We start from the raw sequence: 25,967 nt of genomic DNA on the forward strand, positions 1-25,967 counted from the left end.
TCAGGCCGCGCCGAACACCGAGCCGATGATCACGGTGAGGACCAGCACCACCACGGTGAAGAGCACGGCCTTGAACGGCGACGGCTTCTTCGTCTCCAGCACCGCCTCGGCCGGGTTGGCCGGGTCGTAGCGCACCGGTACGGAGGCGCCGGCGCGGTAGCGGTCGCAGACGGCCCGGGCGGCCGCCTCGCGGGTGAAGCGCGGGGTTTCGCCGAACTGGATGCGCCGGCCGGTGTAGTTCTGGCCGTTGACGGTCCAGGCGTAGGCGACCTCCGGATACCAGGCGGTCTCGCTGTCGCCCTCGGAATCGGTCTCGACCTTGTCGCTTACCGCCGAGGACTGGACCGTGCCGGTGACGCTCGGCCAGGCGGCGGCGGCCTCGGCCTTCCTCGCGGTGCGGAGGTGCAGGAACCAGATCAGGGCGACAATCGCCAGGCCGACCAGATAGACGAGCATCGTCATGGGCTTCGCCCCTCCCCGGGCGACTCACGAGAACTCAGCCACTCCAGCAACCCTGACGGGCTTCGTCGAGTCCCTTCGCGTCAGCCGGCGATGCGGCCGAAGTCGGCGACCCGGCCCATGACGTCGCGGACCTGACCGAGCAGCTTCAGCCGGTTCTCCCGCTCGGCCGGGACCTCGGAGTTGACCATCACCTGGTCGAAGAAGGCGTCGACCGGCGCGCGCAGGCCGGCGAGAGCGGTCATGGCGGCGGCGAAGTCCTCGCGCTCCAGAGCCGCGTCCACCGCCGTGCGGGCCGCGCCGACGGCGAAGGCCAGGGCGGTCTCGGCTTCCGGCTGGCCGGGCAGGCCGGTCTGGACCATGCCGGTCGGCAGCTCGCCCTTCTTCGCCTCGGCCTTGAGGATGTTGGAGGCGCGGCGGTGGCCGGCCAGCAGGTTGGCCCCGTCGTCGGTGGCGAGGAAGGCGTCCAGCGCCTCGACCCGCCGCACAATGCGGACGAGGTCGTCGTCGCCGAGGGCGAAGACGGCGTCGACGAGGTCGTGACGCTTGCCCTGGTCGCGCAGGAGGACCTTCAGGCGGTCGGCGAAGAAGGCGAGAATATCCTTTGGCGTCGAATGGGCCACCAGCGCCTGCACAACCCCGCGGCTATCGTACTCCGCTCCGACCCACCGCGCGTCCGCGACTTCGGGACGAGCGCGCAGCTTTGCGAAGTCGGCGGCGTCCGCAGCGGCGAAACCCGGCAACGCGCGTCGTTCTGCGAAATACTCGCCGATCCAGTCCTGAATGCTCGTTTCGAAATCGTCGAACCGGACATCATTCTCCAGCACCAGCCGGATTACCCCCAGCGCCGCGCGGCGCAGGGCGAACGGGTCCTTGGAGCCGGTCGGCTTCTCGTCGATGGCGAAGAAGCCGACGAGTGTGTCGAGCTTGTCGGCCAGCGCCACGGCCACCGTCAGCGGCGCGGTCGGGACGGCGTCAGAAGGGCCTTGCGGCTTATAATGGTCGCGGACGGCGTCGGCGACGGCGTCGCCGTGGTCGGCCCGGGCGTAGTAGCCGCCCATGATCCCCTGCAGTTCCGGGAATTCCCCGACCATGCCCGAGGCCAGATCGGCCTTGGCGAGGCGGGCGGCCTGCTCGGCCTGGTCCGGGTCGGTCCCGACCAAGGGGGCGATTTCGCGGGCCAGGGCCGCGATGCGCTCGACGCGCTCGGCCATGGTCCCCAGCTTCGCGTGGAAGGTGACCCCCTCCAGCTTCTTCAGCCAGGCGTCGAAATTGCCCGGCTTGCGGTCCTCGTCCCAGAAGAAGCGGGCGTCGTTCAGGCGGGCGGACAGGACGCGGCTGTTGCCGGCGGCCAGGGCCCTGCCGCCGTCGGTCGCCTCGACGTTGGCCACCACCACGAAGTGCGGGGCCAGCCGGTGCGTGGCCGGGTCGCGGACGGCGAAATACTTCTGGTGCACCTTCATCGACAGCTGCACCACCTCGGGCGGCAGGTCGAGGAACTGCGGGTCCATGTCGCCGAGGATGGGGGTCGGCCATTCGGCCAGGCCGGCCACCTCGTCGAGCAGGCCGTCGTCGTCGACGAGGGCGAGGCCGCGGTTGCTGCACACCTTCTGCGCCGCCTCGAGGATGCGCAGCCGGCGGTCGGCGGCGTCGAGCAGGACGTGCTCGGCCTCCAGCTTCCGGCGGTAGTCGGCGAAGTCCTTCACCGCGAACGGCCGGCCGGAGCCGAGGAAGCGGTGGCCTTCGGTGACGTCGCCGCTCGCGATTCCGTCGATGTCGAACGGAACCACGGCGCCGTCGAACAGAGCCACGATGCGCTTCAGCGGCCGCACCCAGCGCAGCGTCCCGGTCCCCCAGCGCATCGACTTGGGCCACGGGAAGCCACGCACGATTTGGTCGACCATGGCCGGGACCAGGTCGGCGGTGCGCTGGCCCTTCGAGCTGAGCATGGCGAAGAAGACGCCGTCGCGCTCGACCAGCTGCTCGCGGGTCAGGCCGGTCTTGCGCAGGAAGCCCTCCAGCGCCTGCTCCGGAGCCGAGGTCTTGGGCCCCTTCAGCTCTTCTTCGCGATCGGGCGTGGCGGCCGGCAGGCCCTCGACCACGAGGGTCAGGCGCCGCGGCCCGGCGAAGGTGGTCAGCGCCTCGTAGGTCAGACCGGCGGCCTTGAGGCGGTCGGCGGCCATGCGCTCCAGATCGCGCGCGGCGCCCCCCTGCATGCGGGCGGGGATCTCTTCGGAGAACAGTTCGAGAAGGAGCTGGGGCATCAGTTTTCGTCGTCTCGCACCCAACGGTGGCGGGCGCGCCAGAGAGCCGTTCCCGAGGACGTGTTCGGCACAGGGTGATTGGCGAAGCCCTCCCCCTCGACGGGGGAGGGTTGGGAGGGGGTGGCGGCAGGCCGGTCGGCGGCGAGGCTGGAAGACGCCGGCGTCTCTCGCGCCAAGTCCTGGCGCGCCGCGCGCAGCCGTCGGGCGCGCACGATCTGCCCGGGCGCGGCGCGGGTGGCGCGATCGAAGCGATCCAGCTCCTCCCCCGTCACGCCCGCGCCCTTTCCTGTTCCACCCACTCTGTCGCGCACGCCTTGCACAGGTCGCGGATGCGGCCGATGTAGCTCTGCCGTTCGGCGACGGCGATGGCGCCGCGGGCGTCCATCAGGTTGAACAGGTGCGAGGCCTTGAGGACCTGGTCGTAGGCGGGCAGGACCAGGGCCTGGCCCTGCGGGCCCTTCATGGCGAGGAAGCGCTCGACCTCGGCCACCATGTCCTCGAAGCGGCGCTTGAGGCCGTCGACGTCGTAGCCGTGGAAGTTGGCCTCGGACTGCTGGCGCTCGTTCTCGAGGAAGACCTCGCCGTAGGTGACGCCTTCCTTCGTGAACTTCAGGTCGTAGACGTTGTCGACGCCCTGCACGTACATGGCCAGCCGCTCGAGGCCGTAGGTCAGCTCGCCCGAGACGACGTCCACCTCGATGCCGCCGACGCCCTGGAAGTAGGTGAACTGGGTCACCTCCATGCCGTCGCACCACACCTCCCAGCCGAGTCCCCAGGCGCCGACCGTGGGGTTCTCCCAGTCGTCCTCGACGAAGCGGATGTCGTGCAGCTTGGGATCGATCCCGATCGCCTTCAGCGACCCGAGATAGAGCTCCTGCAGGTTGTCCGGGTTCGGCTTCAGAATGACCTGATACTGATAATAGTGCTGTAATCTATTGGGATTTTCGCCGTAGCGTCCGTCGCCGGGGCGGCGGCTGGGCTGGACGTAGGCGGCCTTCCACGGGCGCGGCCCGAGGGCGCGCAGCACGGTGGCCGGGTGCAGGGTGCCGGCCCCGACCTCGATGTCGTAGGGCTGCAGGATGGCGCAGCCCTGGTCGCCCCAGTACCTGTGGAGCGTCAGGATGAGGTCCTGGAAGGCGAGCGGCTCGGTCGTCACGGCAGGCATTTCGTCCCGGGGAAGAAGGCGGCGGACCCTAGACGGGCGGCCCTGGACGGGCAAGGCAGCGCCGCCCTTCTCCCCTTGCGGGAGAAGGTGGCCGAGCGGAGCGAGGTCGGATGGGGGCGATGACTCTCATCGCAGGTGCGACCCCTCATCCGTCGGCCTTCGGCCGCCACCTTCTCCCGCAAGGGGAGAAGGAATTTTAAAGCTGCCCCGCTATGCCGGGGCCATGCAGCTGATCGACCAGATGCGCCGCCGGGCCGCGCGCCACCTCGACGTCGAGGCGGTGGAGATCGCCCCCGCGCGCGGGATCTTCTCGCTCAGCTTCGACGACTTCCCCGCCACCGCCTGGACCGAGGCCGGGCCGATCCTTGCCGAGCACGGGACCAAGGCGACCTACTACGTCTGCGGCGGCCTGTGCGGCGGCCGGAACATGGACCGCGACCAGTACCGGCTGGAGCACCTGCAGGCGCTGCACGCCGCCGGTCACGAGGTCGGCTGCCACACCTATGGGCACACCAGCGCTCTCAGGATGAGCCGCGAGGCGCTGCGGCTCAGCCTCGACGCCAACGCCGGCTGGGTGGCGGAGCGGCTGGACGGGCACCGCATGACCACCTTCGCCTGGCCGTTCGGCGACTGCTCGGTCGAGGCCAAGCGCTATGTGCGCGGGCGGTTCGAGCTGGCGCGGGGGGTGCGCGACGGGGTCAACGCCGGGCGAGAGGATCGCGGGCTGATCAGGTCGATCGGTCTGGAGAGCCGGCGCCTGCCCGCCTACGACCTCGAGGCGCTGATGGCCGAAGCGGCGGAGCGGCGCGGCTGGCTGACGGCCTATGGGCACGACGTATCGGACGATCCCACGGACTACGGCTGCACGCCGGCAGATCTGGACCGGGTGCTGCGGCTGGCGAAGGCCGCCGGGCTGGAGGTCCTGCCGGTGGCGGCGGCGTGGGAAAAGATGCGGACCTGACTTCCTTCTCCCCTCGGGGGAGAAGGTGGGCGGCGGAGCCGCTCGGATGAGGGGGATGAGAGAGGCCGGCCCACAGTCAGCCACGGGCCGGCTTACCCCTCATCCGTCTCGCTCCGCGAGACACCTTCTCCCCAAAGGCGAGAAGGAAGTTCAGGCGGCGACGGCCTGATCCTGCTGCTGCGCGCTCCGCCCGTCCGCCCACCTGATCAGCGCCGCGCGCGGCCATGCCACGATCCATGAGCGGGCCGTGTACTTGCCCTCCTCGATCAGCGCCTTGCGGGTCGGCGACGAGGTCGAGGCGCGTATCGTGTGGATCTCGCCGGGCCCCTGGTGGACCATGAAGGCCCCGTGCCTGAGCGGATTGACGCGCAGGTAGGCGAGGCGCGGGCTGATCTGCTCCAGCGGCGGATCGTAGAACCAGCTGGAGCCGAGCATGCCGGCCATGTACGGGCGGCGCCTGAGGATCTCGGCGGCGGTGGCCCAGGCGCGGTCCCAGCCGGCCTCGTTGAAGTCGGACAGCTCGCGGCTCTCGGTGTGCACCTCCAGCCACGGCTTCCAGGCCTGGGCGGCGGCGTAGGCCGGGATCACCGACCAGCCCCAGCCCTCGCGGGCGTGACGCAGCACCTGGCCCGGGCCCATGGGAGAGGACAGGTCGATCATCTGGGTGCGGGCGCCGGGCACGCTGAGCACCAGCGCGATACGCACGTCCTTGGCCCAGAAGTCCCGGTCGTACGGGTCGGCGGCGGCGGTCAGGAAGTCGGACAGCCGGCCAATCCACTCGGGATAGAGCTCCAGCACCGCTGGCGGCAGGTCGGCGGCGGGGACGCGGGCCGGCATCTCCAGCGCCCACAGGGCGACGAGGGCGCGGCGATGGTCGTCGGTCAGAGCGGGGCCGAAGGCGGCCTGCAGCGCCTCCTCGGCCCGGTGGGCCGGCTGGTCGAAGTCCCAGTGCGGCGCAGCGGCTTCGGCGGCGGCGGCGGCGGCGTCCTTGAGCGCATGGAGCTTGGCGCGGTCGTCGGCGGTCACCCGGCCGAGGACGGCCTCGAAGGCGGCGATCTGGGCGTGGGTCAGCAGGTCCATGCCGCCAGCTTACGCAACGGCGGTTCGCCAACCGTTAAGCGCCAGCCGAAGGGCGGCGGGCCAGGCCCCGCCGCCTCGCCAGGACCCCGCCCGCGTTCACTCGTCCGGCGTCGGGGCCGGGTTGAGCGGGTCCTCCTCGTCATCGACCTGACCGTCGGTGGGGTTCCGCACCGGCGGCGACTGCACCGTGACCACGCGCGCGGCCGGCCGGGCCGTCGGCGCGGTCTGTGCGGCGGAGCGGGTCGTCGCGGCCACGCCTGCAGGCGGGGCGGCGCCGGCCGGAGTCGAGGCGGCGGCGGGGGCCGCGCCCGGCGTCGGGGCGGTGTCCGGCGCGGTCGGCGCGGCAGGGGCCGGATTGGCCGTGGCCGGCGAGGGCGCGGCGGTCGGGGCCGCGTCCGGAGCGGTGCGCTCGGCCGGGAGAGTGGGCGGCGTGGTCCGCGGCGCCTCCTCGGCGACGGCCTCGTCCGCGGGAGCCTCGGCGGGGGTTTCAACGACCGCGGCGCTTCCGGCCGCGGCCTCGGAATCGCCCATGGCGGCGAGTGAACGGCCGGGGTCGAGCACTTGGTCGATGGCGAAGATCGCGCCGTTGGCGGCGCCGATGTCGGCCTGCACCACCGTGGCCCGGTCGACCTTGATGGAGTCGCCGGTGCCATCCAGCTGGACCTCGGTCTGCGCCGCGGTCTGGACGCCGCCGCGCGTGCCCTCAATCTGTCCCGAGGCCACATCGGCGACGATCACATGGTAGAGCAGCCGCTCGCGCAGCTCGGCGGCGTTGGCCGGGTCGAGCAGCCGGGTCCGCTCTTCCTCGGGCAGGGCGGCGAAGGCGGCGTCGGTCGGGGCGAAGATCGAGATCGCGGGACGGCTGGCCAGGGTTTCGGTCAGGCCCGCCCGGTCGAGCGCCGCCAGCAGGGTGGTGAACCCGCCGCGAGCACGGAGCACGTCGATCACCGAGGCGCTCTCCGCTGACGAAGCCTGGGCGGTTTCGGTGGATTGCGTCGCAGCGGCGGGAGCGGGCTCCGCCTGTGCCGGGGGGTCTTGCGGCGGCGTCTGGGCGAGGACGGCCGGCGCCGCCAGCAGGGCAGAGGCGGCGGTCGCGGCGAGGAGCATCGAACGAGGCATGAGGTATCCCTTCTTCAGGCGCGGGCCGCGAAGGGGAGATCGGACGCGGTCGCGCAGGGTGTGCGATGCGGTTGAAAGGCGGAACGGCGAACCCGGTTCCCCGGGCGGCGGCCGGGAGGCCGCCGGATGCGGGCCAGGCTCAGCCCAGAAGCGTCGGCGCGATCCACCAATCCGGGCGAAGGGCCCGCAGCATCGCCGCGGCGGCCGTAGCGTCGGACGGGGCGTCGAACAGGGCGAAGACGGTTGCGCCTGAGCCGGACATGCGGACCAGTCGCGCGCTGGGCAGGCCGGCGAACTCGGCGAGCACCTCGCCGATCAGGGGCTGAAGGGCGACGGCCGGGGCCTGGAGGTCGTTGCGCTGCTCACCCAGCCAGTCGATCACGGTTCCGGGCGTCCAGTCGCGCGGCGGCGCGGGACGATCGGCGGCGGCGGCCGGACCGGCGTCGAAGGCGCGGTAGACGACGGCCGTCGGCGACGGCACGCCGGGGTTCACGAGCAGCGCCGGAAGCGGGGGCAGCGCCGGTTCGAAGGCGAGGCGGTCTCCCCGCCCCTCGGCCCAGGCGGCGCGCGCGTGCAGGCACATGGGGCCATCGGCGCCGACCAGGCCGGCGATGTCGGCGAGAGCCGCGTCGTCGAGGACGAGGCCGAGCGCGTCGCGGGCCAGTTTCAGGGCCGCGCCGGCGTCCGCCGAGCCGCCGCCCAGTCCCGCCGCGACGGGCAGGCGTTTGTCGAGGGTGATCGCCAGCGGCGGCTCGCCGATCCCCGCCGCCTCTCCGAGCCGCCGCAGGACCCGCAGGATCAGGTTGTCGGCTTCGCCGGCCAGCGCCGCGGCGAAGGGCCCCTCGACCGTCAGCGACAGACCATCGGCGGGCGCGACGGAGACGCGGTCGCCGACGTCGGCGAAGGCGACCAGGCTGGCGAGCGGGTGGTAGCCGTCCGAATCGACCGGCCCGACATGCAGGAAAAGGTTGACCTTGGCGGGCGCGAGCGCCGTCCGCATGGACATGCGGTCAGGCGCCGGCCGCGGCCGCGGGCGCGGGGTCGCCCAGCCCCTCGGCCAGCTTGCGCTCGACGGCGGCGCGCCGGTCCGCATCGGGGTCGAGCGTCAGGACCCGGCTCCACTGCCATTCGGCCTCGCGCCGGCGGCCGACGCGCCAGTAGGCGTCGCCGAGGTGGTCGTTGATCTCGGCGTTGGCCGGCTCCTTCTCCACGGCGCCTTCCAGCGTCTCGACCGCCGCTTCATAGAGCCCCTGACGGTACTGGGCCCAGCCGAGCGAGTCCTGGATGTTGCCGTTGTCCGGCTCGGCGGCATGGGCGCGCGCGATCATCTCCGCCCCCTGGTCCACCCGTCGGCCGGTGTCGACCCACAGATAACCAAGGTAGTTCAGCAACGCGGGATCGTCGGGCTGCGCCTGCAACGCGGCCCAGAGCTCCGCTTCGGCCTCCTCGATCCGGCCGAGCAGATGCAGGGCATTGCCTCTGAGGAACCGCGTCGCGGCGGGCTGGTCGGCGGTGTTCAGCATCGGGCGGTCGAGGATGGTCAGCGCCTCGGCGGGCTCGCCGTTCGCCAGCAACTGGCCCGCCAGCTCCAGCGCGATCAGAACCTGCCCGGGCGCAGCCGCGTCGGCGCGGCGGAGGGCGGCGAGCGCCTCGGCCGGCCGATCCTGTCGGCGCAGGCTGAGGCCGAGATTGTACTGGGCCCCGGCATGGACGATGGGATCGGCCTCGCTAACGCTGAGAAAGGCCGCCTGCGCCGGAGCCTCCTGTTCGGCGCCGGCGAAGGCGTGCCCGAGACGAAGCGCCGTCGAATCCTCCGGATCCAGAGCCAGGGCCAGCCGGAGGTAGATCGCAGCAAGCTCGTGAAGGTCGTACTCGGTGACCTCCATGGCGGCGAAGACAAGGGCGTCTGCGGCGTTGGCGGTCACCGAGGGCGCCGCCGGCGGCCGTGCACGCCGCTGGAGGCGCTCCAGCCCGCGCAGGGCGGCCGGCTCGGGCCCCGGTCCGGCCAGCGAGGCGCGATAGCGGGCTTCGGCCTCGGCGCGACGTCCCCGGCGCTCGAGGAATTCGCCATAGGCGACACCGAACAGCCGCACGCCCTCGGGAAGCGCCATCAGCGCCTGATACTCGGCGTCCGCCTCCTCGTGACGGCGCCGCAGCTCGAGCAAGCGGGCCCGCTGCAGCCTGAGCACCAGACCGGCGGGATCACCCGGCGCGGCCTGGACCGGCTGGAGGGCGGCGTCCCAGTCGCCGGCGGCGGCGTTGACGGCCGGCAGGAGGTAGCGCGCCACCGATCCATAGGGGGCCCCGAACGGGCGGTCCTGCAACGCCGCCCGCGCCCCGGCGCCGTCGCCCTGATCGAGCAGGCGGATCACCGCGAACAGTCGGCCGGCGTCGGCGAACAGGGGCGTGCTCTCGACCATCGGGGTCAGGCGCACGACGGTCTCGAGGTCGCCGGTGAACAGGGCGGCGCGGAACGCTTCCTCGCCGATGACCGGCTGCTCCGGGGTCAGGGCGTGGCTGCGGGCCAGAAACTCGGCGGCGTCGGCGCGCGCGCCGCGGATGCCGGCGACGCGCCCGGAGAGATAGAGGCCATAGGCGGAGCGGCCGGCCGGGTCGAGCGGCACCGGGGCCCATTCGGCCGGGATCGGCGGGGCGGGCGGCGCTTCCTCGACTTCCTCGTCGATCGGGACCACTGCGGGCGGGAGCGCCTCGGAGGGATCGACCGCTTCCGCAGGCGGGATGACGACCGCCGGCGGCGACAGGGGCGGGTCGACGATCACCGGGGCGTCCTGCGCAACGGCGACAGGCGCCAGCGCCAGGGCGGCGCAACCGGTCAGGAGCAGGCGAAGGGCGGAGAGGCGCATGGCCGGGAGCCTTCCCGGATTATGCGGCGGCGGCAAGGCCCCTCGCCCGCCCCGCGTCACATATTCGGATAGTTCGGGCCGCCGCCGCCCTCGGGCGTGGTCCAGACGATGTTCTGCGACGGATCCTTGATGTCGCAGGTTTTGCAGTGGACGCAGTTCTGGGCGTTGATGACGAAGCGCGGATCGGTCTTCGCCGCCTCGTCGCCGTAGACGACCTCGTAGACCCCCGCCGGGCAGTAGAGGCGCGCCGGCTCTCCGTACTTCGGCAGGTTGACCCGGATCGGCACCGAGGGGTCGAGCAGCTTGAGGTGGGCCGGCTGGTCCTCGGCGTGGTTGGTGTTGGAAACGAACACCGAGGACAGCTTGTCGAAGCTGAGCTTCCCGTCGGGCTTGGGATAGGCGATCGGGCTATGCTTCGACGCCGGTTCGGTCGAGGCGGCGTCGGTCTTTCCGTGCTTCATGGTGCCGAACAGGGAGAAGCCGCCGAACAGGGTCTGGAACCACATGTCGAACAGGCCGAGCGCGCCGCCGAGGGTGGTGCCGAACTTCGACAGCAGCGGCTTGGCGTTGCGGACACGCTTGAGCTCACGATGGACCCAGCTGTCCTCGTAGGCGGCCTGGTACTCGACCAGTTCGTCGCCGCCGCGGCCGGCGGCCAGCGCGTCGAAGGCGGCGTCGGCGGCCAGCATGCCGGTCTTCATGGCGTTGTGGCTGCCCTTGATGCGCGGCACGTTCACGAACCCGGCCGAGCAGCCGATCAGGGCGCCGCCGGGGAAGCTGAGCTTCGGCACCGACTGGAAGCCGCCCTCGGTGATGGCGCGTGCGCCGTAGGAGATGCGCGTGCCGCCCTCCAGATGCTCGCTGATCGCCGGGTGATGCTTGAAGCGCTGGAACTCGTCGAACGGCGACAGGAAGGGGTTGCGGTAGTTCAGGTGCACCACATAGCCCACGGCCACGTAGCGGTCGCCGAAGTGGTACATGAAGCTGCCGCCGCCGGTGTTTTCGTCGAGCGGCCAGCCGGTGGTGTGCTGGGCCAGTCCGGGCTGGTGCTTCTCCGCCGGGACCTGCCACAGCTCCTTGATGCCGATGCCGAACTTCTGCGGCTCTGCTTTGTCACAGAGGTTGTGGCGGGCCATGATGGTCTTGGCCAGCGAGCCGCGGACGCCCTCGGCGATGAAGACGTATTTGCCGTGCAGCTCGAGGCCCGGCTGGAATTCGCCGGTCGGCTCGCCCTCGCGGTCGATGCCGAAGACGCCGGCGACCACGCCCTTCACCCGGCCGGTCGGCTCGTCCCAGACCACGTGGCTGGCGGCCATGCCCGGATAGACCTCGACGCCGAGCGCCTCGGCCTGCTCGCCCAGCCAGCGGCACAGGTTGCCGAGGGAGGCGATGTAGCAGCCGTCGTTGTGCATCAGCGGCGGCAAGGCGAACATCGGCAGGTCGGCCTGGCCGTGGGGGCCGAGCACGAGGAAGCGGTCCCGGGTGACCGGCGTCTCCAGCGGCGCGCCGCGGTCCTTCCAGTCGGGGAACAGCTCGGTCAGCGCCTTCGGGTCGATCACCGCCCCCGACAGGATGTGGCCGCCGATCTCGGCCGACTTCTCAAGCACGGCGACGGACACCTCGCGGCCGTCCTTCTCCGCGCGCTGCTTGAGGCGGATGGCGGCGGCGAGGCCGGCGGGACCGCCGCCGACGATGACCACGTCGTACTCCATGACCTCGCGCTCGACGCCCGCCAACGCCTCCAGCGGCGGCAGCTTGTCGATGACGGCTTCCTGCCACGCGTTCGCCGCGCCGCCCTCGATCGCTTGCTCGGCCATGCCCCTGAATTCCCTCGCGGTCGGTGTGTCGGTTGTATGCGCCTTATCAAGAGGTGACGCGAGGGTGGTCAAGGACTATCCAGAAGCAACGCCATGAGCCCCGCCGCCCTCGACAACGCCGCCACTGAGAGCCTGCTCGCCTTCTGGCGCGACGCGGGGGTCGAGGCCTGCTTCGAGGACGCCCCCGTCGATCGCACCCATGTGGCGCCGCCCCCGGCGGTGAAGGCGGTGGCGAAGGCGACGGCCTCGGTCGTCGCGCAAGCTCCCGCCGGCGACGCCATTGCCGAGGCCCGTCGGCTGGCGGCCGGCGCGGACTCGCTGGAGGCGCTCGGCGAGGCCATCGCCGCGTTCGAAGGCTGTCCGCTGCGCGGTCTGGGGGCGCGGCAGGCGGTGTTCTGCCGGGGCGACCCGCGGGCCCCGGTGATGGTCGTCGGCGAGGGCCCCGGCGCGGAGGAGGATGCGCGGGGCCAGCCCTTCGTCGGCAAGGCCGGCCAGCTGCTGGACCGGATGCTGCGCGAGGCGGGGCTGGAGGGCCGGGTGTTCATCACCAACACCGTCTTCTGGCGGCCGCCCGGGAATCGCACGCCGACCCCGGCCGAACAGGCGGTGTGCGCCCCCTTCCTCGAGCGGGCCTTCGCCCTGCTGAAGCCGCGGGCGGTCCTGCTGCTCGGCGGGGCGGCGTCCAAGTCGGTGCTGGGGACCGACGAGGGCATCATGAAGCTGCGCGGGCAGTGGAAGGAGTGGCGGCTGGCGGAAGGGGCAGTGGCGGCGCCGGCGCTGCCGACGCTGCACCCGGCCTTCCTGCTGCGCACGCCGATGGCCAAGAAGGCGGTCTGGGGCGACCTGCTGTCGCTGGCTGCGCGGCTGGACGAGCCCGCCTGACGCGTTCATCCGGCGGACTCAAATGCGCCCCAAAAAGGCGTCAGAACTTGACACCGGCCGGCGCGGTGGCGCCATTTCGGCCTGACGACCGAACGTAAGGCGCGCGGCCGGATCGAATCGAGACGATTCCGCCGCCGCTCCAAGGGGGGCCGCCAAGTGCGTGTTCAATTCCGCCGCGCCATGCTCGCGCCGACGCTGGCGATCGCGTTCGCCCTCGCGGGCGGCGTACACACGGCCGCAGCCGAAGAAGCCGTCTCGTATGCGGAAGGTTCCTAGAACCGGCCGATTTCCGCCCTGAGTCCCGCCGATCGCCTCAGCTACACCACCGCCTTCGACGCCCTGCGTCGCGGCGACCTTGAGGCCGCCCGCGCCTCGGCGCGCCAGGCCCAGGACCGCATCCTGCTGGGCCAGGTCGAGTTCGAGCGCCTGTTCCACCCCAACTACACCGCCACCTACGAGGAACTGGCGGCGTGGCTGGAGGAGTACGCCGATCTGCCCCCCGCCGACCGGGCCTACAGCCTGGCTCTGCGGCGGCGGCCGGACGGGGCTCCCGAGCCGCGTCGTCCGGCCCGCTTCTTCGGCCGCAGCTGGGCGGGCGTGGCCGCAGCCGGCGGCAACGTCGAGGGCGACCCGACCCGCGCCGCTCGCGTGGCCCTGAACCGGGACGATCTGGCCGGGGCTGTGACCTTGGGCGAGCAGATCGGCGACTGGTGGACGGTCGGCCTCGCGCAATACCGGCAGGGCGAGTTCGCGCGGGCCGCCGCCGCGTTCGAGCGAGTGCTGGAAGATCCGACCGAGGACGGCTGGGTGCGGGCCGGGGCCGCCTTCTGGGCCGCCCGCTCGGCCGGTCGTTCGAGCCAGCAGGATCGTGTGCGGCCGCTGCTGCGCCGGGCCGCGGCCTGGCCGGCCAGCTTCTACGGGCAGATCGCGCTGGCGCAGCTCGGCGAAGAGCCGGAGATAGAGAACCTCGGCCCGCGCCCCTACGCCGCCACGCTGCAGCGCGCCGCCTACACGCCGACCGAGCCCGTCGGCGTCGAGGCCGCGGACCTGCATGCCTTCGTGCAGAGCAATCCGGAGGCGCGGCGGACGGTCGCCTACTACGAGGTCGGCCGGCGCGAGGATGCCCGCGACGCGCTGCGCACCGGCTTCCGTTCGGCGCTCGACAACCGCGCCCGGGAGCTGTGGGCGGCGTTGGGTCGGGCGTTGGGCCCCCGGGTCACCGGCTCGGACCAGGAAGCGCGACGCATCGACGCCGACCGTTACCCCCAGCCGGTGATCGAACCGGAGGGCGGTTTCACCGTCGAGCGGTCGCTGGTCTACGCCATCGCCCGCAAGGAAACCGACTTCAACGCACGGGCGCGATCCTCTGTCGGCGCGTACGGCCTGATGCAGGTGATGCCGACCACGGCGGCGGAGCTGTCCGGAGACCGGGGCTTCGTCAGTGACCCGGAACGGCTCTACGATCCGAACGTCAACGCCCGGCTGGGACAGGCCTACATCCAGCGGGTGCTGTCCATGCCTGCGATCGACGGCGATCTGCTGCGGGCTGCGGCCTCCTACAATGCCGGCCCCGGTCCCATGGTCGCGGCGGTGCGCAAGCTGGGCCAGGACGCCGATCCGCTGCTGCTGATCGAGACCATCGACGTGCCGCAGGCGCGGGACTACGTCGAGAAGGTGGTCGCCGCCTACTGGGTCTACCAGCGCATGAACGGACGGCCGCTGAACACGCTCGCGGCCCTGGCGGCGGGAGCTACGCGGGTTCCGTTGAGCCTCGACTATGTGGTCCCGCCACCCGCGCCGGCGCAGCCGGTCGAGGTCGCGGCGCTTCCCGCCACCGGCGGCTAGAGACCCGCCAGCAGGAGCGCCGGCAGGCAGCAGGCGACCACGATCATCAGGCCATAGACCAGCAGGCTGGGGCGGCGGGCTTGCGGCTGTGGGGCGGGCATCGACATGGCTGACCCTGAACGCTCCGGCGCGGGCGAGGCTCCAGAGATAGCGGCGTTGTCTTAAAGCGACGTTCGGCGGCGCGGTTAACGCAAGGCTTCCTTGCTCCACTCCAGAAAGTCGGGCTGGGCAAGCAGGGCGTCGCGATAGGCGGCGGCCGTGCCGTCGTCTCCGTAATCGGCCAGGTCGATCTGGAAATGGCGGAAGCGGGTCGCCACCGGGGTGAAGAAGGCATCGGCGATCGACCATTCGCCGAACAGGTACGGTCCGTCGGCGCCGAAGCGCACGCGCATCTCCGTCCACAGCGAGACCATGCGGCGGAGGTCGCGATCAAGCCCCTCGCCGGTGGGCGGCGGACAGCGGTCGGGGCCGACCATCGTATGGTCCGGGCCCATGCCGCAGTGCGTGCGCAGGGCGGTGAAGCCGCCGTGCATCTCGCAGGTCGCCGACCGCGCCAGCCAGCGGGCGTGGGGATCGGTCGGCCACAACCGGGCCTGCGGATACCGCTCGGCGCACCAGACGGAGATCGCCAGGGAGTCCCAGATGGTCTCGCCGTCGACGCGGAGCAGCGGGACGAGGCCGGAGGGGGACAGGCCCGCCATCTCGGCGCGGCCGTCGGGCGAATAGATGTCGATCTCGCGCACGGTGAAGTCGGCGCCGCAGCGCTTCAGCACCAGCCAGGGGCGCAACGACCAGGTGGAGTACAGCCGCGGCCCGATGATCAGTTCCATGAGTCCCTCCGTTCGCCCGTCCTGAATACGCCCGCGCCCGGCGCGGGACCATGCCGCCGAGCCCGAGTTCGGCGCCCGTCGCCACAAGCGGCGCTTGACTCGCGGGGGCCCGGGACCGACACCCCGCGCCCATGATCACGCGCTATTCCCGCCCCGACGCCGTCGCCATCTGGTCGCAGGAGACCAAGTACCGGATCTGGTTCGAGATCGAGGCCCACGCCGCCACCAGGATGGCCGAGCTGGGGGTGATCCCGGCCGAGGCGGCCGAGGCGATCTGGGCCAAGGGCAAGGATGCGGTCTTCGACGCCGACCGCATCGACGAGATCGAGCGCACCACCAAGCACGACGTCATCGCCTTCCTGACCCACGTCGCCGAGATTGTCGGCGACGAGGCCCGCTTCCTGCACCAGGGCATGACCAGTTCGGACGTGCTCGACACCTGTTTCGCGGTGCAGCTGGCCCGATCGACGGACCTGCTGCTGGCCGGGGTCGACCGCGTGCTGGCGGCGCTGGAGACGCGGGCCAGGGAGCACAAGGACACCGTCTGCGTCGGCCGCTCGCACGGCATTCACGCCGAGCCGGTGACCTTCGGCCTGAAGCTGGCCGGCTATCACGCCGAGTTCCAGCGGGCGCGCCGCCGACTGGTCGCGGCGCGCGAGGAGATCGCCACCTGCGCCATTTCCGGCGCAGTCGGAACCTTCGCCAACGTCGATCCGGCGGTCGAGGCCTACGTGGCCGAGAAGATGGGCCTGCAGGTCGAGCCGGTGTCGACCCAGGTGATCCCGCGCGACCGGCATGCGGCCTGGTTCGCGGCGCTGGGCGTGGTCGCCTCGTCGATCGAGCGCCTGGCGACGGAGATCCGCCACCTGCAGCGCACCGAGGTGCTGGAGGCCGAGGAGTTCTTCGACAAGGGCCAGAAGGGCTCGTCGGCCATGCCGCACAAGCGCAACCCGATCCTGACCGAGAACCTGACCGGCCTCGCCCGGCTGGTGCGCTCGGCGGTGGTCCCGGCCATGGAGAACGTGGCGCTCTGGCACGAACGGGACATCAGCCACTCGTCCGTCGAGCGCGGCATCGGCCCGGACGCCTCGATCCACCTCGACTTCGCCCTGCACCGGCTGGCGGGGGTGATCGAGCGGCTGAACGTCTATCCGGAGAACATGCAGAAGAACCTCGACCGCCTCGGCGGCCTGGTGTTCTCGCAGCGGGTCATGCTGGCGCTGACGCAGGCCGGGATGTCGCGCGAGGACGCCTATGCGGCGGTGCAGGAGAACGCCATGAAGGTGTGGCGCGGCGAGGGGCGGTTCCTCGATTTCCTGAAGGCGGACGCGCGGGTGACCCTGCCGGATGCGGAGCTCGAGGCCCTGTTCGACCTCGGCTATCACACCAAGCATGTGGACACGGTGTTCGCGCGCGTGTTCGGGAGCTGAGACGATGACGCCTTTGGCCTTCACCCTGCTCGCGCTCGTCATGGGGTTTCAGGAGCCCGCCGCGACGGCGCCCGCGGAAGCGCCCGCGCCGGAACTCACGCGCATCGTCGACGCCCCGGCCGCTGTGCGGTGCATGGGCGGCCTGGTCGGCTTCTCCAACGTGCCGGTGCGCTGCACGGTGGCGAGCGACGGGTCGTTGCGTCAGTGCGAGCTGCTGACCGAGAACCGGGCGATCCTGCGCTATCGCCGCCGCTTCGAATGCATGGCGGCGGCGACCCGCGTCTATCGTCCCGACGGAACGCCTGCGGTCGGCGAGGTCGTGCGCGTAAACCTGAACGGGGCTTCGGTCTTCCATCGCCCGGATCAGTAACTGCCTGTCGCCGGTCGTCGGCCCCAACACCCGGCTTCTGATCCTGGGCAGCCTTCCGGGCGAGGTGTCGCTGAAGGCGCGGCAGTATTACGCCCATCCCCGCAACGCATTCTGGCCCCTCGTCAGCGGCCTGATCCGCCGCGACCTGGTCCCCCTGCCCTATCCCGAGCGGCTGGAGGCGTTGAAGGAGTCGGGCGTGGGCCTGTGGGACGTCGTCGCCAGCGCATGGCGGCCGGGCAGCCTCGACGGGGCGATCCGGGATGCGGAGGCGGCGGACCTGCACCGCCTCATCGACGGCCTGCCCCGCCTGCAGGCGGTGGCGTTCAACGGCGGGACGGCGGCTCGCATTGGCCGCCGATCTCTCGAGCGACCGGCCGGTCCCGTCCTGATCGACCTCCCCTCCTCGAGCCCCGCCTACACCCTCTCGTTCGCCGAGAAGGCGCGGCGCTGGGCGGTCCTGCGCCCGTGGCTCGAAGGCGGCGCGGCGTCCTGACGCAGGGCGCCATCCGGCGACAGCGGGCCGCCGTAAGCCTTCCCGACGCCGCCTCCGGGCGTCATCCCAGGAAGGAAATCGCCATGAAGACCTCTCGCTACGCCGCGGTCGCCGTCGCCTCGCTGGCCTCGACCCTGCTCATCGCCGCCTGAAGCAACGCCGAGGAAGCGGCGCCGCCGGTCGAGGCCACGGCCACCGAGACCGCCGCGGCGCCCGTCGCCGGGGCCGACACCATCGTCGCCGTGGCCCAGGGCGCGGACGGCTTCTCCACGCTGGTCGCCGCGGTGCAGGCCGCGGGCCTGGTCGAGACCCTCAACGGGGCCGGCCCGTTCACCGTCTTCGCTCCGACCGACGCCGCCTTCGGCAAGGTGCCCGCCGCCACCCGCGAAGCGCTGCTGGCCCCGGCCGGCAAGGCCGACCTGACCAAGATCCTGACCTATCACGTGGTCGCCGGCCGCGTGGACGCGGCGACGCTGACGCAGCAGATCCAGGCCGGTGGGGGCAGCGCCGCCCTGACGACCGTCGAGGGGGGCACGCTGACCGCGCGGGTCGGGGCCGACGGCTCGGTCACCCTGACCGACGAGAACGGCGGCATGGCCAGGGTCGTGCAGGCGGACGTCGCCGCCTCCAACGGCGTCATCCACGCCATCGACACCGTGGTGATGCCGAACTGACCGCATCGACGACCCGGAAATGCGAAAGGCCGCCCGGACGGGCGGCCTTTATGCTTTCAGGACCGGACTTTCGCCCTTACTCGCCGCTGCGGATCTGCTCGCGCGCAACCGAGGACAACTCGTCCATCTTGCGACGGATTTCGCCTTCCGAAACGCTGAGCCCGGCGCCTTCAAGGTCCTGGGCGATCTTGCGGTAGACGTCCTCCTCGCCCGGCTGCTCGAAATCGGCGCGCACGACGGCGGAGGCGTACTGGTCGGCGCTTTCCGCCGAAAGGCCCATCTTCCCGGCCGCCCACAGGCCCAGCAGCTTGTTGCGTCGGGCGACCGCCTTGAATTCCTGTTCCTGATCGAGGGCGTATTTGGATTCGAAGCCCTTTTCCCGATCGTCGAAGGTGGTCATGGGGTCCGCAGGCTCCAAAGACGGCCGGAATCGTGGCCGCGTCGGGGTGCTCTATAGCCCCCCGGCAGCCGAACGCAATCGGAACCGTGGGGGTTGCGGCGGTCTGTCCCCGGCCGATCCGAACGGGCCGCGGTTTGTGTCGGGAACCGGGTTCCGCTAAGGAGGCGCGACCGAATTCTCCCGCCCGCCTGATTCAGGATCGCGCCGCCCGGCCCCGCGCCGGCCGCGCGATTTTCGTTTCCGGCGAGGACCCGCCCGGACCGGACACATGAACGTCAAGCGCAAGAAGCTCTACGAGGGCAAGGCCAAGATCCTGTACGAGGGCCCCGAGCCCGGGACGCTGATCCAGTACTTCAAGGACGACGCCACCGCCTTCAACGCCCAGAAGAAGGCGACGCTGGAGGGCAAGGGCGTCATCAACAACCAGATCAGCGAATTCATCATGTCGCGCCTGAACGGCATCGGCGTGACCAACCACTTCATCAAGCGCCTGAACCTGCGCGAGCAGCTGATCCGAGAGTGCGAGATCATCCCGCTGGAGGTGGTGTGCCGCAACATCGTGGCCGGCTCGATGAGCCAGCGGCTGGGCATCGAGGAGGGCACGCCCCTGCCCCGCTCGATCATCGAATTCTACTACAAGAAGGATGAGCTCAACGACCCGATGGTCACCGAGGAGCACATCACCGCCTTCAACTGGGCCTCGACCCAGGAGCTGGACGACATCCTGGCGATGACGGTGCGGGTGAACGACTATCTCTCGGGCCTGTTCGCGGGAGTCGGCATCACCCTGGTGGACTTCAAGATCGAGTTCGGGCGCATCTGGGAGAACGACTTCAGCCGCGTCATCCTCGCCGACGAGATCAGCCCGGACAGCTGCCGCCTGTGGGACACGGCGACCGGCGAGAAGCTGGACAAGGACCGCTTCCGCCGCGACCTGGGCAATGTCATCGAGAGCTACACCGAGGTGGCGCGCCGCCTCGGAATCATGAAGGGGATGCCGACCGTGATCCAGGGAGGACTGCACTGATGGCCAAGGTGAAGGTGCACGTGTTCCTGAAGCCCGGCGTGCTGGACGTGCAGGGCAAGGCGGTCGAGGGCGCGCTCAACGGCCTCGGCTGGGCCGGCGTGAAGGACGTCCGCGTCGGCAAGCTGATCGAGTTCGAGTTCGACGGCGAGGACCCGGCCGGCGAGGCGAAGAAGATGTGCGACACCCTGCTCGCCAACACGGTGATCGAAAGCTACCGGATCGAGGTGGCGTGACTTGCGGCGGCTGGTCAAGCTGACCGTCGTCCTGTTCATCGCCGCCGCCTGCGTAGTCTTCGCGGCCGCCCTCGCCGGCGGGCTGATGGACGATCGGGCGTTCACCCCGGAGGCGGTGGGCGCGGCGCACTGAGCGACGGTCAACTGCAGAGGTAGTCCCGCGTGAGGGGTACGGCGGTCTGCCGCCTGGCCAGCTGAAGCTGGAACACCATGTGGCCGAAGCGGCGGAACGCGACTTCGCTCGAAGCCAGGTAGAACTCCCACAGCCGGCAGAAGCGCTCGTCGTAGAGCGCCGCAGCCTCCGCCCGGCGGGCGAGGAAACGCTCGCGCCAGGCTCTCAGGGTCTCTGCGTAGTGCAGACGCAGGATTTCGACGTCCGTGACCCAGAGTCCGGCTCGCTCGATGGCCGGCAGGACCTCGGAGAGGGCGGGGATGTAGCCGCCCGGGAAGACGTACTTCCGGATCCACGGCTGGGTGCGGCTGGGGCCGTCCTTCCGGCCGATAGAATGGATCAGCGCCACGCCGTCCTCCTCCAGCAGGCGCGCCACCGCGTCGAAATAGGCTTGGTAATTGGGCACGCCGACGTGCTCGAACATGCCGACCGAGACGATGCGGTCGAAGCGCTGGTCCAGGTCGCGGTAGTCCTGCAGGCGGAACTCCGCCCGGTCGGCGAGACCCCGCGCCGCCGCGCGCTCGCCGGCGATGCGGTGCTGTTCCGTGGACAGGGTGACGCCCGTCACCCGTGCGCCCGCCTCGGCGATGGTGAGGCCCAGTCCGCCCCAGCCGCATCCGATATCGAGGACGCGGTCGTCCGGCCGCAGCAGAAGCTTGCGGACGATCCTGCGCTTCTTGGCGATCTGCGCCTCTTCCAGCGACTGGCCCGGATGTTCGAAGAAGGCGCAGGAGTACTGGAGGTCGTCGTCGAGGAAGAGGCGATAGAAGTCGACGGTCAGGTCGTAGTGATGATGCACGTTGCTGCGGGCGCGCAGGCGGTCGTTGGATTGCTCCAGCCATCTCCGGACCTGCCAGCCGGCTCCCGGGCCCCGGCGCGGGCGCCCCGCCAGCTCGGCGGCCGTCAGATCGAGGAAGGCGTAGATGTCGCCGCCCTCCACGAACAGGCCGCCGTCGACGTAGGCCTCCCCCAGCGCAAGTTCGGGATTGGCGGCGATGCGCGCGACAGTGCGCAGGTCGCGCAGGACGACGGTGAGTTCAGGCTCGCCCGGCGCCGCCCCCGCCAGATCGCGGCCGTCCGGCAGCCGCACCCGGATGGGGCGGGTCCTGTACACACGGCTGATCAGGCGCTGGAGCACCGCTACCGCCTCCGTGAGGCCGGCACTCTAGGTTGAAGACGGAGGCGGGGCTAGGCTTGCACGGCGTTCGGCGCCGGCGTTCATAGTGGCCGCATCCGCAGGAGAACCGAGATGACCTTCACCCTCACCTCCAACGACATCGCCGACGGCGGCGTGCTGCCGGACGCCCAGGTCAAGGCGAAGGGGAACGCCTCTCCGCACCTGAAGTGGTCGGGCGCGCCGGAAGGGACGAAGAGCTACGCCGTCACCTGCTACGACCCCGATGCGCCGACGGGCTCCGGTTTCTGGCACTGGACGGTGGCCAACATCCCGGCCGAGGTGACCGAGCTGCCGACCGGCGGCCCCGTCCCCGCCGGGGCGGTCGAGGGCCGCACCGACTATGGGGAGCCGGGCTTCGGCGGGGCCGCTCCGCCGCCCGGCCACGGGCCGCACCGCTACATCTTCACCGTCTTCGCCGTCGACGTGGACAGGCTGGATGTGACGCCGGACAACTCCGGAGCCGTGTTCGGCTTCAACCTGCATTTCCACACCCTGGCGAAGGCCTCGATCACGGCGACGTACGAGAACCGCGGGTGATGGTTTCCCGGGGGCTCAGACGCCGCATCCTCCTCATGGCCTGCGCGTGGGCGGCGCTGCTGGGCGGACCCGCCTTCGCGCAGCAGGCGGCCGGACCTTCCGCCAGCTCGCCGGCCGGCATTCCCGCCGCCGCCCCCTGGCGGGCGGCGGTGCTCGCCCACGCCATGGAGCATTTCCAGCACCCCGGCTGGGGCTGGCGGCACTCGGAGCGCGACTATCTGCTGGCCATGGCGGTCGCGGAGGCGGAGGGCCTGGCCGTCGATCCGGACGTGATATTCGCCGCGGCCTTCCTGCACGACTGGGGCGGGATCGAGCCGTTCGCCGCACCGGGCGTCGACCATGCCGAGCGCTCGGTGGAGCTGGCGGAGCCGTTCCTGCGCGAGGCCGGCTTTCCCATGGACAAGTTCCCGGCCGTGCGCGCGGCCATCCTTGGCCACATGTACGACAGGGAGCCGGAGGGGCCGGAGGCCGTCGCGCTGCACGACGCCGATCTGCTGGACTTCCTCGGCGCCACGGGAGCGGCGCGCATGCTGGCGGTCACCGGCGAACGGCCGGACTACGACCAGGCGCTTGGACGGATCGAGCGGTTCGCGGCCGAGTTGCCGGACCAGTTGAAGACGTCCGCCGCCCGGGAGATGGCGGCGCCCCGCGTCGCGGCGATGACCGCCTTCCTCGAGGCGCTCCGGCGCGAAGTCCCGGCGGGGGCGAAACCCTGAGGAACCGACGTCGGCGGCGGCGCCCTGACATCGCCGTCGAACGCTGCTAAAGGGCCGCGCCATGAGCGCCGCCGTCATCGTCTTTCCGGGTTCCAACTGCGACCGCGACTGCAAGGTCGCCATCGAACGCTCGACCGGCGAGACGGTCCAGATGGTCTGGCACCAGGAGACCGAACTGCCCAAGGGGCTGGACCTGATCGTCCTGCCGGGCGGTTTTTCCTACGGCGACTACCTGCGCTGCGGAGCCATGGCGGCGCTGTCGCCGGTGATGCAGGCGGTAAAAAAGGCCGCCGAGGACGGCGTGGCCGTCGTCGGCATCTGCAACGGTTTCCAGATCCTGTGCGAGGCCGGCATGCTGCCGGGCGCCCTGCTGCGCAACGCCGGACTGAAGTACGTCTGCAAGCCCATCACTCTCGAGGTCGCCAACGGCCAGACCCGCTTCACCTCCGGCTACCAGGGCCAGCGCGAGGTGGTCATGACCCAGGGCAACGGCGACGGGAACTACTTCTGCGACGCCGAAACGCTGGCCCGGATCGAGGGCGAGGGCCAGGTGGTTTTCCGCTACGTCGACAACCCGAACGGGTCGGTGGCCGACATCGCCGGCCTCCAGAACACCCGCGGCAATGTGCTGGGCATGATGCCCCACCCCGACCGGGCCTTCGAGGCCGAGCTGGGCTCGGCCGACGGCGCGGTGCTGTTCCGGAGCGTGTTCGCCGCCGCCTGACCGGCGTCCGCCGTCAGACCCCCCAGCTGGCCCCGCCGGCGCCGTAGGCGTCGATGGCCTCGAACATGGCGGAGACGAGGGCCCGCTCCTCTCCGGTCAGTTCGGGCTTCCAGACGTCGAAGATCAGGATAGTGCGGTCCGCCGTCCCGTCGTTTCGCGCCTCGTGCTCCACCGTGTCGTCGAACGCCCAGGCTGCCCCTTCCTTCCACTCGCGAACCTCGTTGCCGACGCGGAAGCGGTTCCCCGGCGGCACGATAAGCGGCAGATGGCAGATCAGCCGGGTGTTGATCAGCCCGTGGTGGGGCGGGATGCGGGCGCCGGGTCTGAGCCGGGAAAAGAGGATCGAAGGGGTCCGCCCGGGCACCCGGCACAACGGAACCTCGGCGAGAGCCTCCAGCGTGCGCGGGCAGCGCCGGGCCACCTCGCCCTGTTCGACGCCGTCCTTCCACAGGTAGAGAGCGCTCCAGTCCGGGTTCTCGACCATGCCGGCCGTATCGGTGTTGGGACGGTCGGCGCGGCGCTCGACATAGGGGCGGAACAGTTCGGGCTCGGCCAGCAGCGCCTCGAGCTCGGCCCGGATGTCGGCGGCCGCGGCCTCCACGGCGTCCAGCCAGGGCAGGGTGTCGCGCGGCTGGAACTGGACCTGGGGCAGGCCCGGGAAGAGGTAGAACAGCGGCTGCGACAGATAGAGCTGCTTGCGGCCCGCCATCAGGTCGAGGGACTGGGCGAAGCGCTCGCTGGAACGGGCGGGATCGAATCCCGCGGCGGCGAGGCTGTCGGTGAGGTGTGATTCGAAGCGCCGCGCCTGCTCCTTCGCGGCGGCCTGGACGCGCCGCAGGTCGGCGATGAGGTCTGACGAGAGGCCACGCCCGTCACCGGCGTATCTGAGGGCGCAGCTGTAGAAGCCCGCTCCCCCGCGGCCGTCGCCGAGGGCGGTGAGCGCGTCGCCCTTGGCGATCAGGGCGCGAAGATCGCGGGGGTCGGCGGCGAGACGGCGGTCGGCGTCGGCCAGCCGGCGCCGGTTGGCCTCATCGTTCTGACGCTCGAAGGCCTCCATACGTAGATCGGAGGTCGTCGAGCGGCGTGCGTCAAGCCCCTACTGCGCCCCGCGCGCGGGCGGGATAGCCTGTTCGTCGTCGCGGGCGCCCTGGACGCCGAGGGAACGGTCGAGCGCGTCCGCCGCGGCGGAGTCCTCATCCTCGGTCCCGGGCTCGACGTCAGGGATCCGCACCCCGCCGGGATCGCGCTGCGCCTCGAGCTCTCGCGCGCCCAGGCCGAGCCCCTGCTCGCGGGCGCGGTCGGCGCGCACCGTGCCGGTCTCGAAATGCGGGTCCTCGGCGGGCGTCGGGTGATCGTTGTCGGCCATGTTTGTCTCCTCTGCGTGTGGAGGCTGAACCGGCGGAGCGGACCACGGTTCCGGTGAACCGATCGGGTCCGTCGGGCGTAGAGGACAGGCAACCTTCGCCGGAGCCCGCCATGTCCTCCATCGTCCGTCCCACCTCCGCGCAGATGACGCGCCGGCTGCTCGTGCTGGCCGCGGTGATCTTCGCCATCGTCATCGCCTATGCGCAGATGGCGTTCGGCTGGGGCCAGACGCCGGCGGAGTTCTCCGCCGACAGCGACGCGACCTTGCGGGTGGCGGGCTACGCCTTCTCGATCTGGGGCCTGATCTACCTCGCCCTGCTGGTCTATGCCGTACGGCAGGCCCTGCCTCGGACCGGTGAAAGCCGGCTGATCCACCGCCTGGGCTGGCCGGCGCTGCTGGCCTTCCTCGGCATTGGCTGGTGGATCGTGGCCTCGGCCTTCGACTGGGAGTGGGGCACGGTGGCGCTGATCTTCGGGTCGCTGCTAGTCCTGCTGGTTCCGATGCTGATGGAGGCGGGAGCCATCCGGGCGCTGGACCGGGCGGACCGCGACCGCTGGACCGTGGTGTGGCCGCTGGGCCTTCTGGCGGGCTGGCTGACCGTCGCCTCGCCGGTCAACCTGCTGACGGTGGTGACCGGCAACGGGAACCTGCCGGAGAGCCCCTCCTCCGAGGTCTGGGCGTTGATCGCGGTCCTCATCGTCGCGGCGGTCGCCCTGCTGGTGACCGCCCGCATCCGAACCATCGCCTATCCGCTGCCGGTCGCGTGGGGGCTGCTGGGCGTCTTCGTCGCCGAGCTGGAGCGCGGGCGCGAACTGGTCGCCTACGGCGGCCTGACCGCGGCGGTGGCGGTGCTGGTCGGGGCGGTGATCCTGACCTTCCGCCTGCGCCGCGGCGTCGAGCGGCCGGTCTAGCCGCCGCCGCGCGCGCTCGGCTCGTCGTCGCCGGGCGCCTCGCCGGCTCCGACGTCGAAGGCGCCGGCCTCGTCATAGCCGACGCTGCCGACGCCGGCGGCGGAGCCGGTCAGCCGCTGACGGCGGCTGTGCATGGCCGCCTCGGGCGCCGCCTCATCCATGGCGCGGGTCACGTCCGGATCGTTGGAACGATCCATCTGCTGATGGTCGGCCGGCGTAGGCGAGGTCTCGGCCGGCGTCGGATCGGGATCTCGGGCCATCACGCCTCCTCCTCCCGGTCGTCCGCGGAGGCCTGCTTCGCGGCGCGCTCGGCCGCGGCGCTGGCGCCGGCGTCGTCGGCGGCGATCTCCGGGGCGTCCGGATCCTCGGGCGTGGCGGCGGGGTCGATGGGCTGGTCGGTCATCAGGGCCTCCTTGGCGTCAGCCAATCAATGAAAGGCCGCCGCCGATGT

32 protein-coding genes are annotated in these 25,967 nt (G+C 71.4%); 14 read left to right on the forward strand and 18 right to left on the reverse strand.

Translation table 11 applies throughout. From position 1 onward, the window contains the following. From BM333_RS10350 to BM333_RS10365, 4 genes are all read right to left on the reverse strand, one after another. Complete coding sequence (locus BM333_RS10350; RefSeq protein ID WP_092310870.1) at nucleotides 1-462, reverse strand: DUF3592 domain-containing protein; 462 nt, start codon at nucleotides 460-462, stop codon at nucleotides 1-3. A gap of 80 nt (nucleotides 463-542) precedes the next feature. After that, nucleotides 543-2,723, reverse strand: coding sequence for a glycine--tRNA ligase subunit beta (gene glyS, locus BM333_RS10355; protein WP_092310873.1), 2,181 nt, complete (start codon nucleotides 2,721-2,723; stop codon nucleotides 543-545). Continuing rightward, on the reverse strand, nucleotides 2,723-2,995 hold the full coding sequence (locus BM333_RS10360; protein WP_092310876.1) for a hypothetical protein: 273 nt from the start codon (nucleotides 2,993-2,995) through the stop codon (nucleotides 2,723-2,725). The genes glyS and BM333_RS10360 overlap by 1 nt, the downstream gene beginning before the upstream one ends. After that, a complete protein-coding gene (locus BM333_RS10365) occupies nucleotides 2,992-3,888 on the reverse strand; it encodes a glycine--tRNA ligase subunit alpha (RefSeq protein ID WP_092310878.1) in 897 nt (298 codons plus the stop codon). The genes BM333_RS10360 and BM333_RS10365 overlap by 4 nt, the downstream gene beginning before the upstream one ends. Nucleotides 3,889-4,111: 223 nt before the next feature. On the opposite strand from BM333_RS10365, the gene BM333_RS10370 reads away from it, so the two are divergent. After that, complete coding sequence (locus BM333_RS10370; RefSeq protein ID WP_092310881.1) at nucleotides 4,112-4,849, forward strand: polysaccharide deacetylase family protein; 738 nt, start codon at nucleotides 4,112-4,114, stop codon at nucleotides 4,847-4,849. 150 nt (nucleotides 4,850-4,999) lie between these two features. Here the strand turns inward: BM333_RS10370 and BM333_RS10375 are convergent, their stop codons facing one another. The 5 genes from BM333_RS10375 to BM333_RS10395 form a co-directional block, all read right to left on the reverse strand. After that, nucleotides 5,000-5,929: a hypothetical protein gene (locus tag BM333_RS10375; protein ID WP_092310884.1), complete on the reverse strand. Its 930-nt coding sequence runs from the start codon at nucleotides 5,927-5,929 to the stop codon at nucleotides 5,000-5,002. Nucleotides 5,930-6,025: 96 nt separating this feature from the next. Beyond that, the gene (locus tag BM333_RS10380; protein ID WP_092310887.1) at nucleotides 6,026-7,048 is read right to left on the reverse strand and encodes a fasciclin domain-containing protein; all 1,023 of its coding nucleotides are present in this window, start codon (nucleotides 7,046-7,048) and stop codon (nucleotides 6,026-6,028) included. Nucleotides 7,049-7,187: 139 nt separating this feature from the next. After that, nucleotides 7,188-8,054, reverse strand: a complete 867-nt coding sequence (locus BM333_RS10385; RefSeq protein ID WP_092311550.1) for a 4-(cytidine 5'-diphospho)-2-C-methyl-D-erythritol kinase — start codon at nucleotides 8,052-8,054, stop codon at nucleotides 7,188-7,190. Between the two features lie 4 nt (nucleotides 8,055-8,058). Beyond that, nucleotides 8,059-9,912, reverse strand: coding sequence for a tetratricopeptide repeat protein (locus BM333_RS10390; RefSeq protein ID WP_092310890.1), 1,854 nt, complete (start codon nucleotides 9,910-9,912; stop codon nucleotides 8,059-8,061). Between the two features lie 56 nt (nucleotides 9,913-9,968). After that, nucleotides 9,969-11,624: an electron transfer flavoprotein-ubiquinone oxidoreductase gene (locus BM333_RS10395; RefSeq protein WP_245777250.1), complete on the reverse strand. Its 1,656-nt coding sequence runs from the start codon at nucleotides 11,622-11,624 to the stop codon at nucleotides 9,969-9,971. A gap of 198 nt (nucleotides 11,625-11,822) precedes the next feature. Between BM333_RS10395 and BM333_RS10400 the strand changes: the two genes are divergently transcribed. Then, on the forward strand, nucleotides 11,823-12,611 hold the full coding sequence (locus BM333_RS10400; protein ID WP_092310896.1) for a uracil-DNA glycosylase: 789 nt from the start codon (nucleotides 11,823-11,825) through the stop codon (nucleotides 12,609-12,611). 18 nt (nucleotides 12,612-12,629) lie between these two features. Here the strand turns inward: BM333_RS10400 and BM333_RS16155 are convergent, their stop codons facing one another. Beyond that, complete coding sequence (locus BM333_RS16155; protein ID WP_245777231.1) at nucleotides 12,630-13,046, reverse strand: hypothetical protein; 417 nt, start codon at nucleotides 13,044-13,046, stop codon at nucleotides 12,630-12,632. A gap of 162 nt (nucleotides 13,047-13,208) precedes the next feature. Here BM333_RS16155 and BM333_RS10405 point away from each other — a divergent pair, with 162 nt between their 5' ends. Then, nucleotides 13,209-14,456 (forward strand): lytic transglycosylase domain-containing protein, encoded by a 1,248-nt coding sequence (locus BM333_RS10405; RefSeq protein ID WP_245777232.1) that lies wholly within the window; start codon nucleotides 13,209-13,211, stop codon nucleotides 14,454-14,456. Between the two features lie 185 nt (nucleotides 14,457-14,641). Here BM333_RS10405 and BM333_RS10410 read toward each other — a convergent pair whose 3' ends face one another. Then, on the reverse strand, nucleotides 14,642-15,286 hold the full coding sequence (locus BM333_RS10410) for a glutathione S-transferase (protein ID WP_092310899.1): 645 nt from the start codon (nucleotides 15,284-15,286) through the stop codon (nucleotides 14,642-14,644). Nucleotides 15,287-15,417: 131 nt separating this feature from the next. Between BM333_RS10410 and purB the strand changes: the two genes are divergently transcribed. The 3 genes from purB to BM333_RS10425 are packed head-to-tail and all read left to right on the forward strand — an operon-like array spanning nucleotide 15,418 to nucleotide 17,579. Beyond that, nucleotides 15,418-16,716 (forward strand): adenylosuccinate lyase, encoded by a 1,299-nt coding sequence (purB, locus tag BM333_RS10415; protein WP_092310902.1) that lies wholly within the window; start codon nucleotides 15,418-15,420, stop codon nucleotides 16,714-16,716. Nucleotides 16,717-16,720: 4 nt separating this feature from the next. Further along, a complete protein-coding gene (locus tag BM333_RS10420; RefSeq protein WP_143105808.1) occupies nucleotides 16,721-17,086 on the forward strand; it encodes a hypothetical protein in 366 nt (121 codons plus the stop codon). A 4-nt stretch (nucleotides 17,087-17,090) separates the two neighbouring features. Next, the gene (locus BM333_RS10425; protein WP_342741667.1) at nucleotides 17,091-17,579 is read left to right on the forward strand and encodes a DNA-deoxyinosine glycosylase; all 489 of its coding nucleotides are present in this window, start codon (nucleotides 17,091-17,093) and stop codon (nucleotides 17,577-17,579) included. 97 nt (nucleotides 17,580-17,676) lie between these two features. Here the strand turns inward: BM333_RS10425 and BM333_RS16300 are convergent, their stop codons facing one another. Continuing rightward, entirely contained in the window at nucleotides 17,677-17,811 is a 135-nt protein-coding gene (locus tag BM333_RS16300; RefSeq protein WP_342741664.1) for a hypothetical protein, read from the reverse strand. Nucleotides 17,812-17,821: 10 nt separating this feature from the next. On the opposite strand from BM333_RS16300, the gene BM333_RS10430 reads away from it, so the two are divergent. Then, complete coding sequence (locus BM333_RS10430; RefSeq protein WP_342741665.1) at nucleotides 17,822-18,253, forward strand: fasciclin domain-containing protein; 432 nt, start codon at nucleotides 17,822-17,824, stop codon at nucleotides 18,251-18,253. 76 nt (nucleotides 18,254-18,329) lie between these two features. Here the strand turns inward: BM333_RS10430 and BM333_RS10435 are convergent, their stop codons facing one another. Next, nucleotides 18,330-18,653, reverse strand: a complete 324-nt coding sequence (locus BM333_RS10435; RefSeq protein WP_092310912.1) for a DUF1476 domain-containing protein — start codon at nucleotides 18,651-18,653, stop codon at nucleotides 18,330-18,332. A gap of 268 nt (nucleotides 18,654-18,921) precedes the next feature. Between BM333_RS10435 and purC the strand changes: the two genes are divergently transcribed. The 3 genes from purC to BM333_RS16265 are packed head-to-tail and all read left to right on the forward strand — an operon-like array spanning nucleotide 18,922 to nucleotide 20,046. After that, on the forward strand, nucleotides 18,922-19,680 hold the full coding sequence (gene purC, locus BM333_RS10440; RefSeq protein ID WP_092310915.1) for a phosphoribosylaminoimidazolesuccinocarboxamide synthase: 759 nt from the start codon (nucleotides 18,922-18,924) through the stop codon (nucleotides 19,678-19,680). Further along, on the forward strand, nucleotides 19,680-19,913 hold the full coding sequence (gene purS, locus BM333_RS10445) for a phosphoribosylformylglycinamidine synthase subunit PurS (RefSeq protein WP_092310918.1): 234 nt from the start codon (nucleotides 19,680-19,682) through the stop codon (nucleotides 19,911-19,913). Before purC ends, purS begins: the two co-directional genes overlap by 1 nt. 1 nt (nucleotide 19,914) lies before the next feature. After that, entirely contained in the window at nucleotides 19,915-20,046 is a 132-nt protein-coding gene (locus BM333_RS16265) for a hypothetical protein (RefSeq protein WP_281246050.1), read from the forward strand. 7 nt (nucleotides 20,047-20,053) lie between these two features. Here the strand turns inward: BM333_RS16265 and BM333_RS10450 are convergent, their stop codons facing one another. Next, a complete protein-coding gene (locus BM333_RS10450) occupies nucleotides 20,054-21,223 on the reverse strand; it encodes an SAM-dependent methyltransferase (RefSeq protein ID WP_092310921.1) in 1,170 nt (389 codons plus the stop codon). A gap of 111 nt (nucleotides 21,224-21,334) precedes the next feature. Here BM333_RS10450 and BM333_RS10455 point away from each other — a divergent pair, with 111 nt between their 5' ends. From BM333_RS10455 to purQ, 3 genes are all read left to right on the forward strand, one after another. Then, the gene (locus BM333_RS10455; RefSeq protein ID WP_092310924.1) at nucleotides 21,335-21,799 is read left to right on the forward strand and encodes a YbhB/YbcL family Raf kinase inhibitor-like protein; all 465 of its coding nucleotides are present in this window, start codon (nucleotides 21,335-21,337) and stop codon (nucleotides 21,797-21,799) included. Next, nucleotides 21,799-22,515 carry an HD domain-containing protein gene (locus BM333_RS10460; RefSeq protein ID WP_092310927.1) on the forward strand — a complete coding sequence of 239 codons (717 nt, stop codon included), beginning with the start codon at nucleotides 21,799-21,801 and terminating at the stop codon, nucleotides 22,513-22,515. Before BM333_RS10455 ends, BM333_RS10460 begins: the two co-directional genes overlap by 1 nt. Nucleotides 22,516-22,576: 61 nt before the next feature. Then, entirely contained in the window at nucleotides 22,577-23,239 is a 663-nt protein-coding gene (gene purQ, locus BM333_RS10465; RefSeq protein WP_092310930.1) for a phosphoribosylformylglycinamidine synthase subunit PurQ, read from the forward strand. A gap of 13 nt (nucleotides 23,240-23,252) precedes the next feature. Here purQ and BM333_RS10470 read toward each other — a convergent pair whose 3' ends face one another. Continuing rightward, nucleotides 23,253-24,296 carry an aspartyl/asparaginyl beta-hydroxylase domain-containing protein gene (locus tag BM333_RS10470; protein ID WP_092310933.1) on the reverse strand — a complete coding sequence of 348 codons (1,044 nt, stop codon included), beginning with the start codon at nucleotides 24,294-24,296 and terminating at the stop codon, nucleotides 23,253-23,255. A 39-nt stretch (nucleotides 24,297-24,335) separates the two neighbouring features. After that, a complete protein-coding gene (locus BM333_RS10475) occupies nucleotides 24,336-24,605 on the reverse strand; it encodes a hypothetical protein (protein ID WP_092310936.1) in 270 nt (89 codons plus the stop codon). Between the two features lie 110 nt (nucleotides 24,606-24,715). Here BM333_RS10475 and BM333_RS10480 point away from each other — a divergent pair, with 110 nt between their 5' ends. After that, nucleotides 24,716-25,516, forward strand: a complete 801-nt coding sequence (locus BM333_RS10480; RefSeq protein WP_092310939.1) for a hypothetical protein — start codon at nucleotides 24,716-24,718, stop codon at nucleotides 25,514-25,516. On the opposite strand, the gene BM333_RS10485 is transcribed toward BM333_RS10480, so the two are convergent. After that, entirely contained in the window at nucleotides 25,513-25,776 is a 264-nt protein-coding gene (locus tag BM333_RS10485; protein ID WP_092310942.1) for a Tat pathway signal protein, read from the reverse strand. The two genes, BM333_RS10480 and BM333_RS10485, sit on opposite strands and share 4 nt — an antisense overlap. Beyond that, nucleotides 25,776-25,919, reverse strand: a complete 144-nt coding sequence (locus BM333_RS15970; RefSeq protein ID WP_177221868.1) for a hypothetical protein — start codon at nucleotides 25,917-25,919, stop codon at nucleotides 25,776-25,778. The genes BM333_RS10485 and BM333_RS15970 overlap by 1 nt, the downstream gene beginning before the upstream one ends. Between the last annotated feature and the right edge of the window lie 48 nt (nucleotides 25,920-25,967).

Origin of the sequence: Brevundimonas viscosa (assembly GCF_900116065.1) — a bacterium.
Classification (GTDB): domain Bacteria; phylum Pseudomonadota; class Alphaproteobacteria; order Caulobacterales; family Caulobacteraceae; genus Brevundimonas; species Brevundimonas viscosa.

Excerpts from the sequence above, each read along its gene's own strand:
- BM333_RS10350 (WP_092310870.1), bottom strand. The coding sequence starts at position 462 with ATGACGATGCTCGTCTATCTGGTCGGCCTGGCGATTGTCGCCCTGATC.
- glyS (WP_092310873.1), bottom strand. The coding sequence starts at position 2,723 with ATGCCCCAGCTCCTTCTCGAACTGTTCTCCGAAGAGATCCCCGCCCGC.
- BM333_RS10365 (WP_092310878.1), bottom strand. The coding sequence starts at position 3,888 with ATGCCTGCCGTGACGACCGAGCCGCTCGCCTTCCAGGACCTCATCCTG.
- BM333_RS10370 (WP_092310881.1), top strand. The coding sequence starts at position 4,112 with ATGCAGCTGATCGACCAGATGCGCCGCCGGGCCGCGCGCCACCTCGAC.
- BM333_RS10375 (WP_092310884.1), bottom strand. The coding sequence starts at position 5,929 with ATGGACCTGCTGACCCACGCCCAGATCGCCGCCTTCGAGGCCGTCCTC.
- BM333_RS10380 (WP_092310887.1), bottom strand. The coding sequence starts at position 7,048 with ATGCCTCGTTCGATGCTCCTCGCCGCGACCGCCGCCTCTGCCCTGCTG.
- BM333_RS10385 (WP_092311550.1), bottom strand. The coding sequence starts at position 8,054 with ATGTCCATGCGGACGGCGCTCGCGCCCGCCAAGGTCAACCTTTTCCTG.
- BM333_RS10390 (WP_092310890.1), bottom strand. The coding sequence starts at position 9,912 with ATGCGCCTCTCCGCCCTTCGCCTGCTCCTGACCGGTTGCGCCGCCCTG.
- BM333_RS10395 (WP_245777250.1), bottom strand. The coding sequence starts at position 11,624 with ATGGAGTACGACGTGGTCATCGTCGGCGGCGGTCCCGCCGGCCTCGCC.
- BM333_RS10400 (WP_092310896.1), top strand. The coding sequence starts at position 11,823 with ATGAGCCCCGCCGCCCTCGACAACGCCGCCACTGAGAGCCTGCTCGCC.
- BM333_RS10410 (WP_092310899.1), bottom strand. The coding sequence starts at position 15,286 with ATGGAACTGATCATCGGGCCGCGGCTGTACTCCACCTGGTCGTTGCGC.
- purB (WP_092310902.1), top strand. The coding sequence starts at position 15,418 with ATGATCACGCGCTATTCCCGCCCCGACGCCGTCGCCATCTGGTCGCAG.
- BM333_RS10420 (WP_143105808.1), top strand. The coding sequence starts at position 16,721 with ATGACGCCTTTGGCCTTCACCCTGCTCGCGCTCGTCATGGGGTTTCAG.
- BM333_RS10435 (WP_092310912.1), bottom strand. The coding sequence starts at position 18,653 with ATGACCACCTTCGACGATCGGGAAAAGGGCTTCGAATCCAAATACGCC.
- purC (WP_092310915.1), top strand. The coding sequence starts at position 18,922 with ATGAACGTCAAGCGCAAGAAGCTCTACGAGGGCAAGGCCAAGATCCTG.
- purS (WP_092310918.1), top strand. The coding sequence starts at position 19,680 with ATGGCCAAGGTGAAGGTGCACGTGTTCCTGAAGCCCGGCGTGCTGGAC.
- BM333_RS10455 (WP_092310924.1), top strand. The coding sequence starts at position 21,335 with ATGACCTTCACCCTCACCTCCAACGACATCGCCGACGGCGGCGTGCTG.
- BM333_RS10460 (WP_092310927.1), top strand. The coding sequence starts at position 21,799 with ATGGTTTCCCGGGGGCTCAGACGCCGCATCCTCCTCATGGCCTGCGCG.
- purQ (WP_092310930.1), top strand. The coding sequence starts at position 22,577 with ATGAGCGCCGCCGTCATCGTCTTTCCGGGTTCCAACTGCGACCGCGAC.
- BM333_RS10470 (WP_092310933.1), bottom strand. The coding sequence starts at position 24,296 with ATGGAGGCCTTCGAGCGTCAGAACGATGAGGCCAACCGGCGCCGGCTG.
- BM333_RS10475 (WP_092310936.1), bottom strand. The coding sequence starts at position 24,605 with ATGGCCGACAACGATCACCCGACGCCCGCCGAGGACCCGCATTTCGAG.
- BM333_RS10480 (WP_092310939.1), top strand. The coding sequence starts at position 24,716 with ATGTCCTCCATCGTCCGTCCCACCTCCGCGCAGATGACGCGCCGGCTG.
- BM333_RS10485 (WP_092310942.1), bottom strand. The coding sequence starts at position 25,776 with ATGGCCCGAGATCCCGATCCGACGCCGGCCGAGACCTCGCCTACGCCG.
- BM333_RS15970 (WP_177221868.1), bottom strand. The coding sequence starts at position 25,919 with ATGACCGACCAGCCCATCGACCCCGCCGCCACGCCCGAGGATCCGGAC.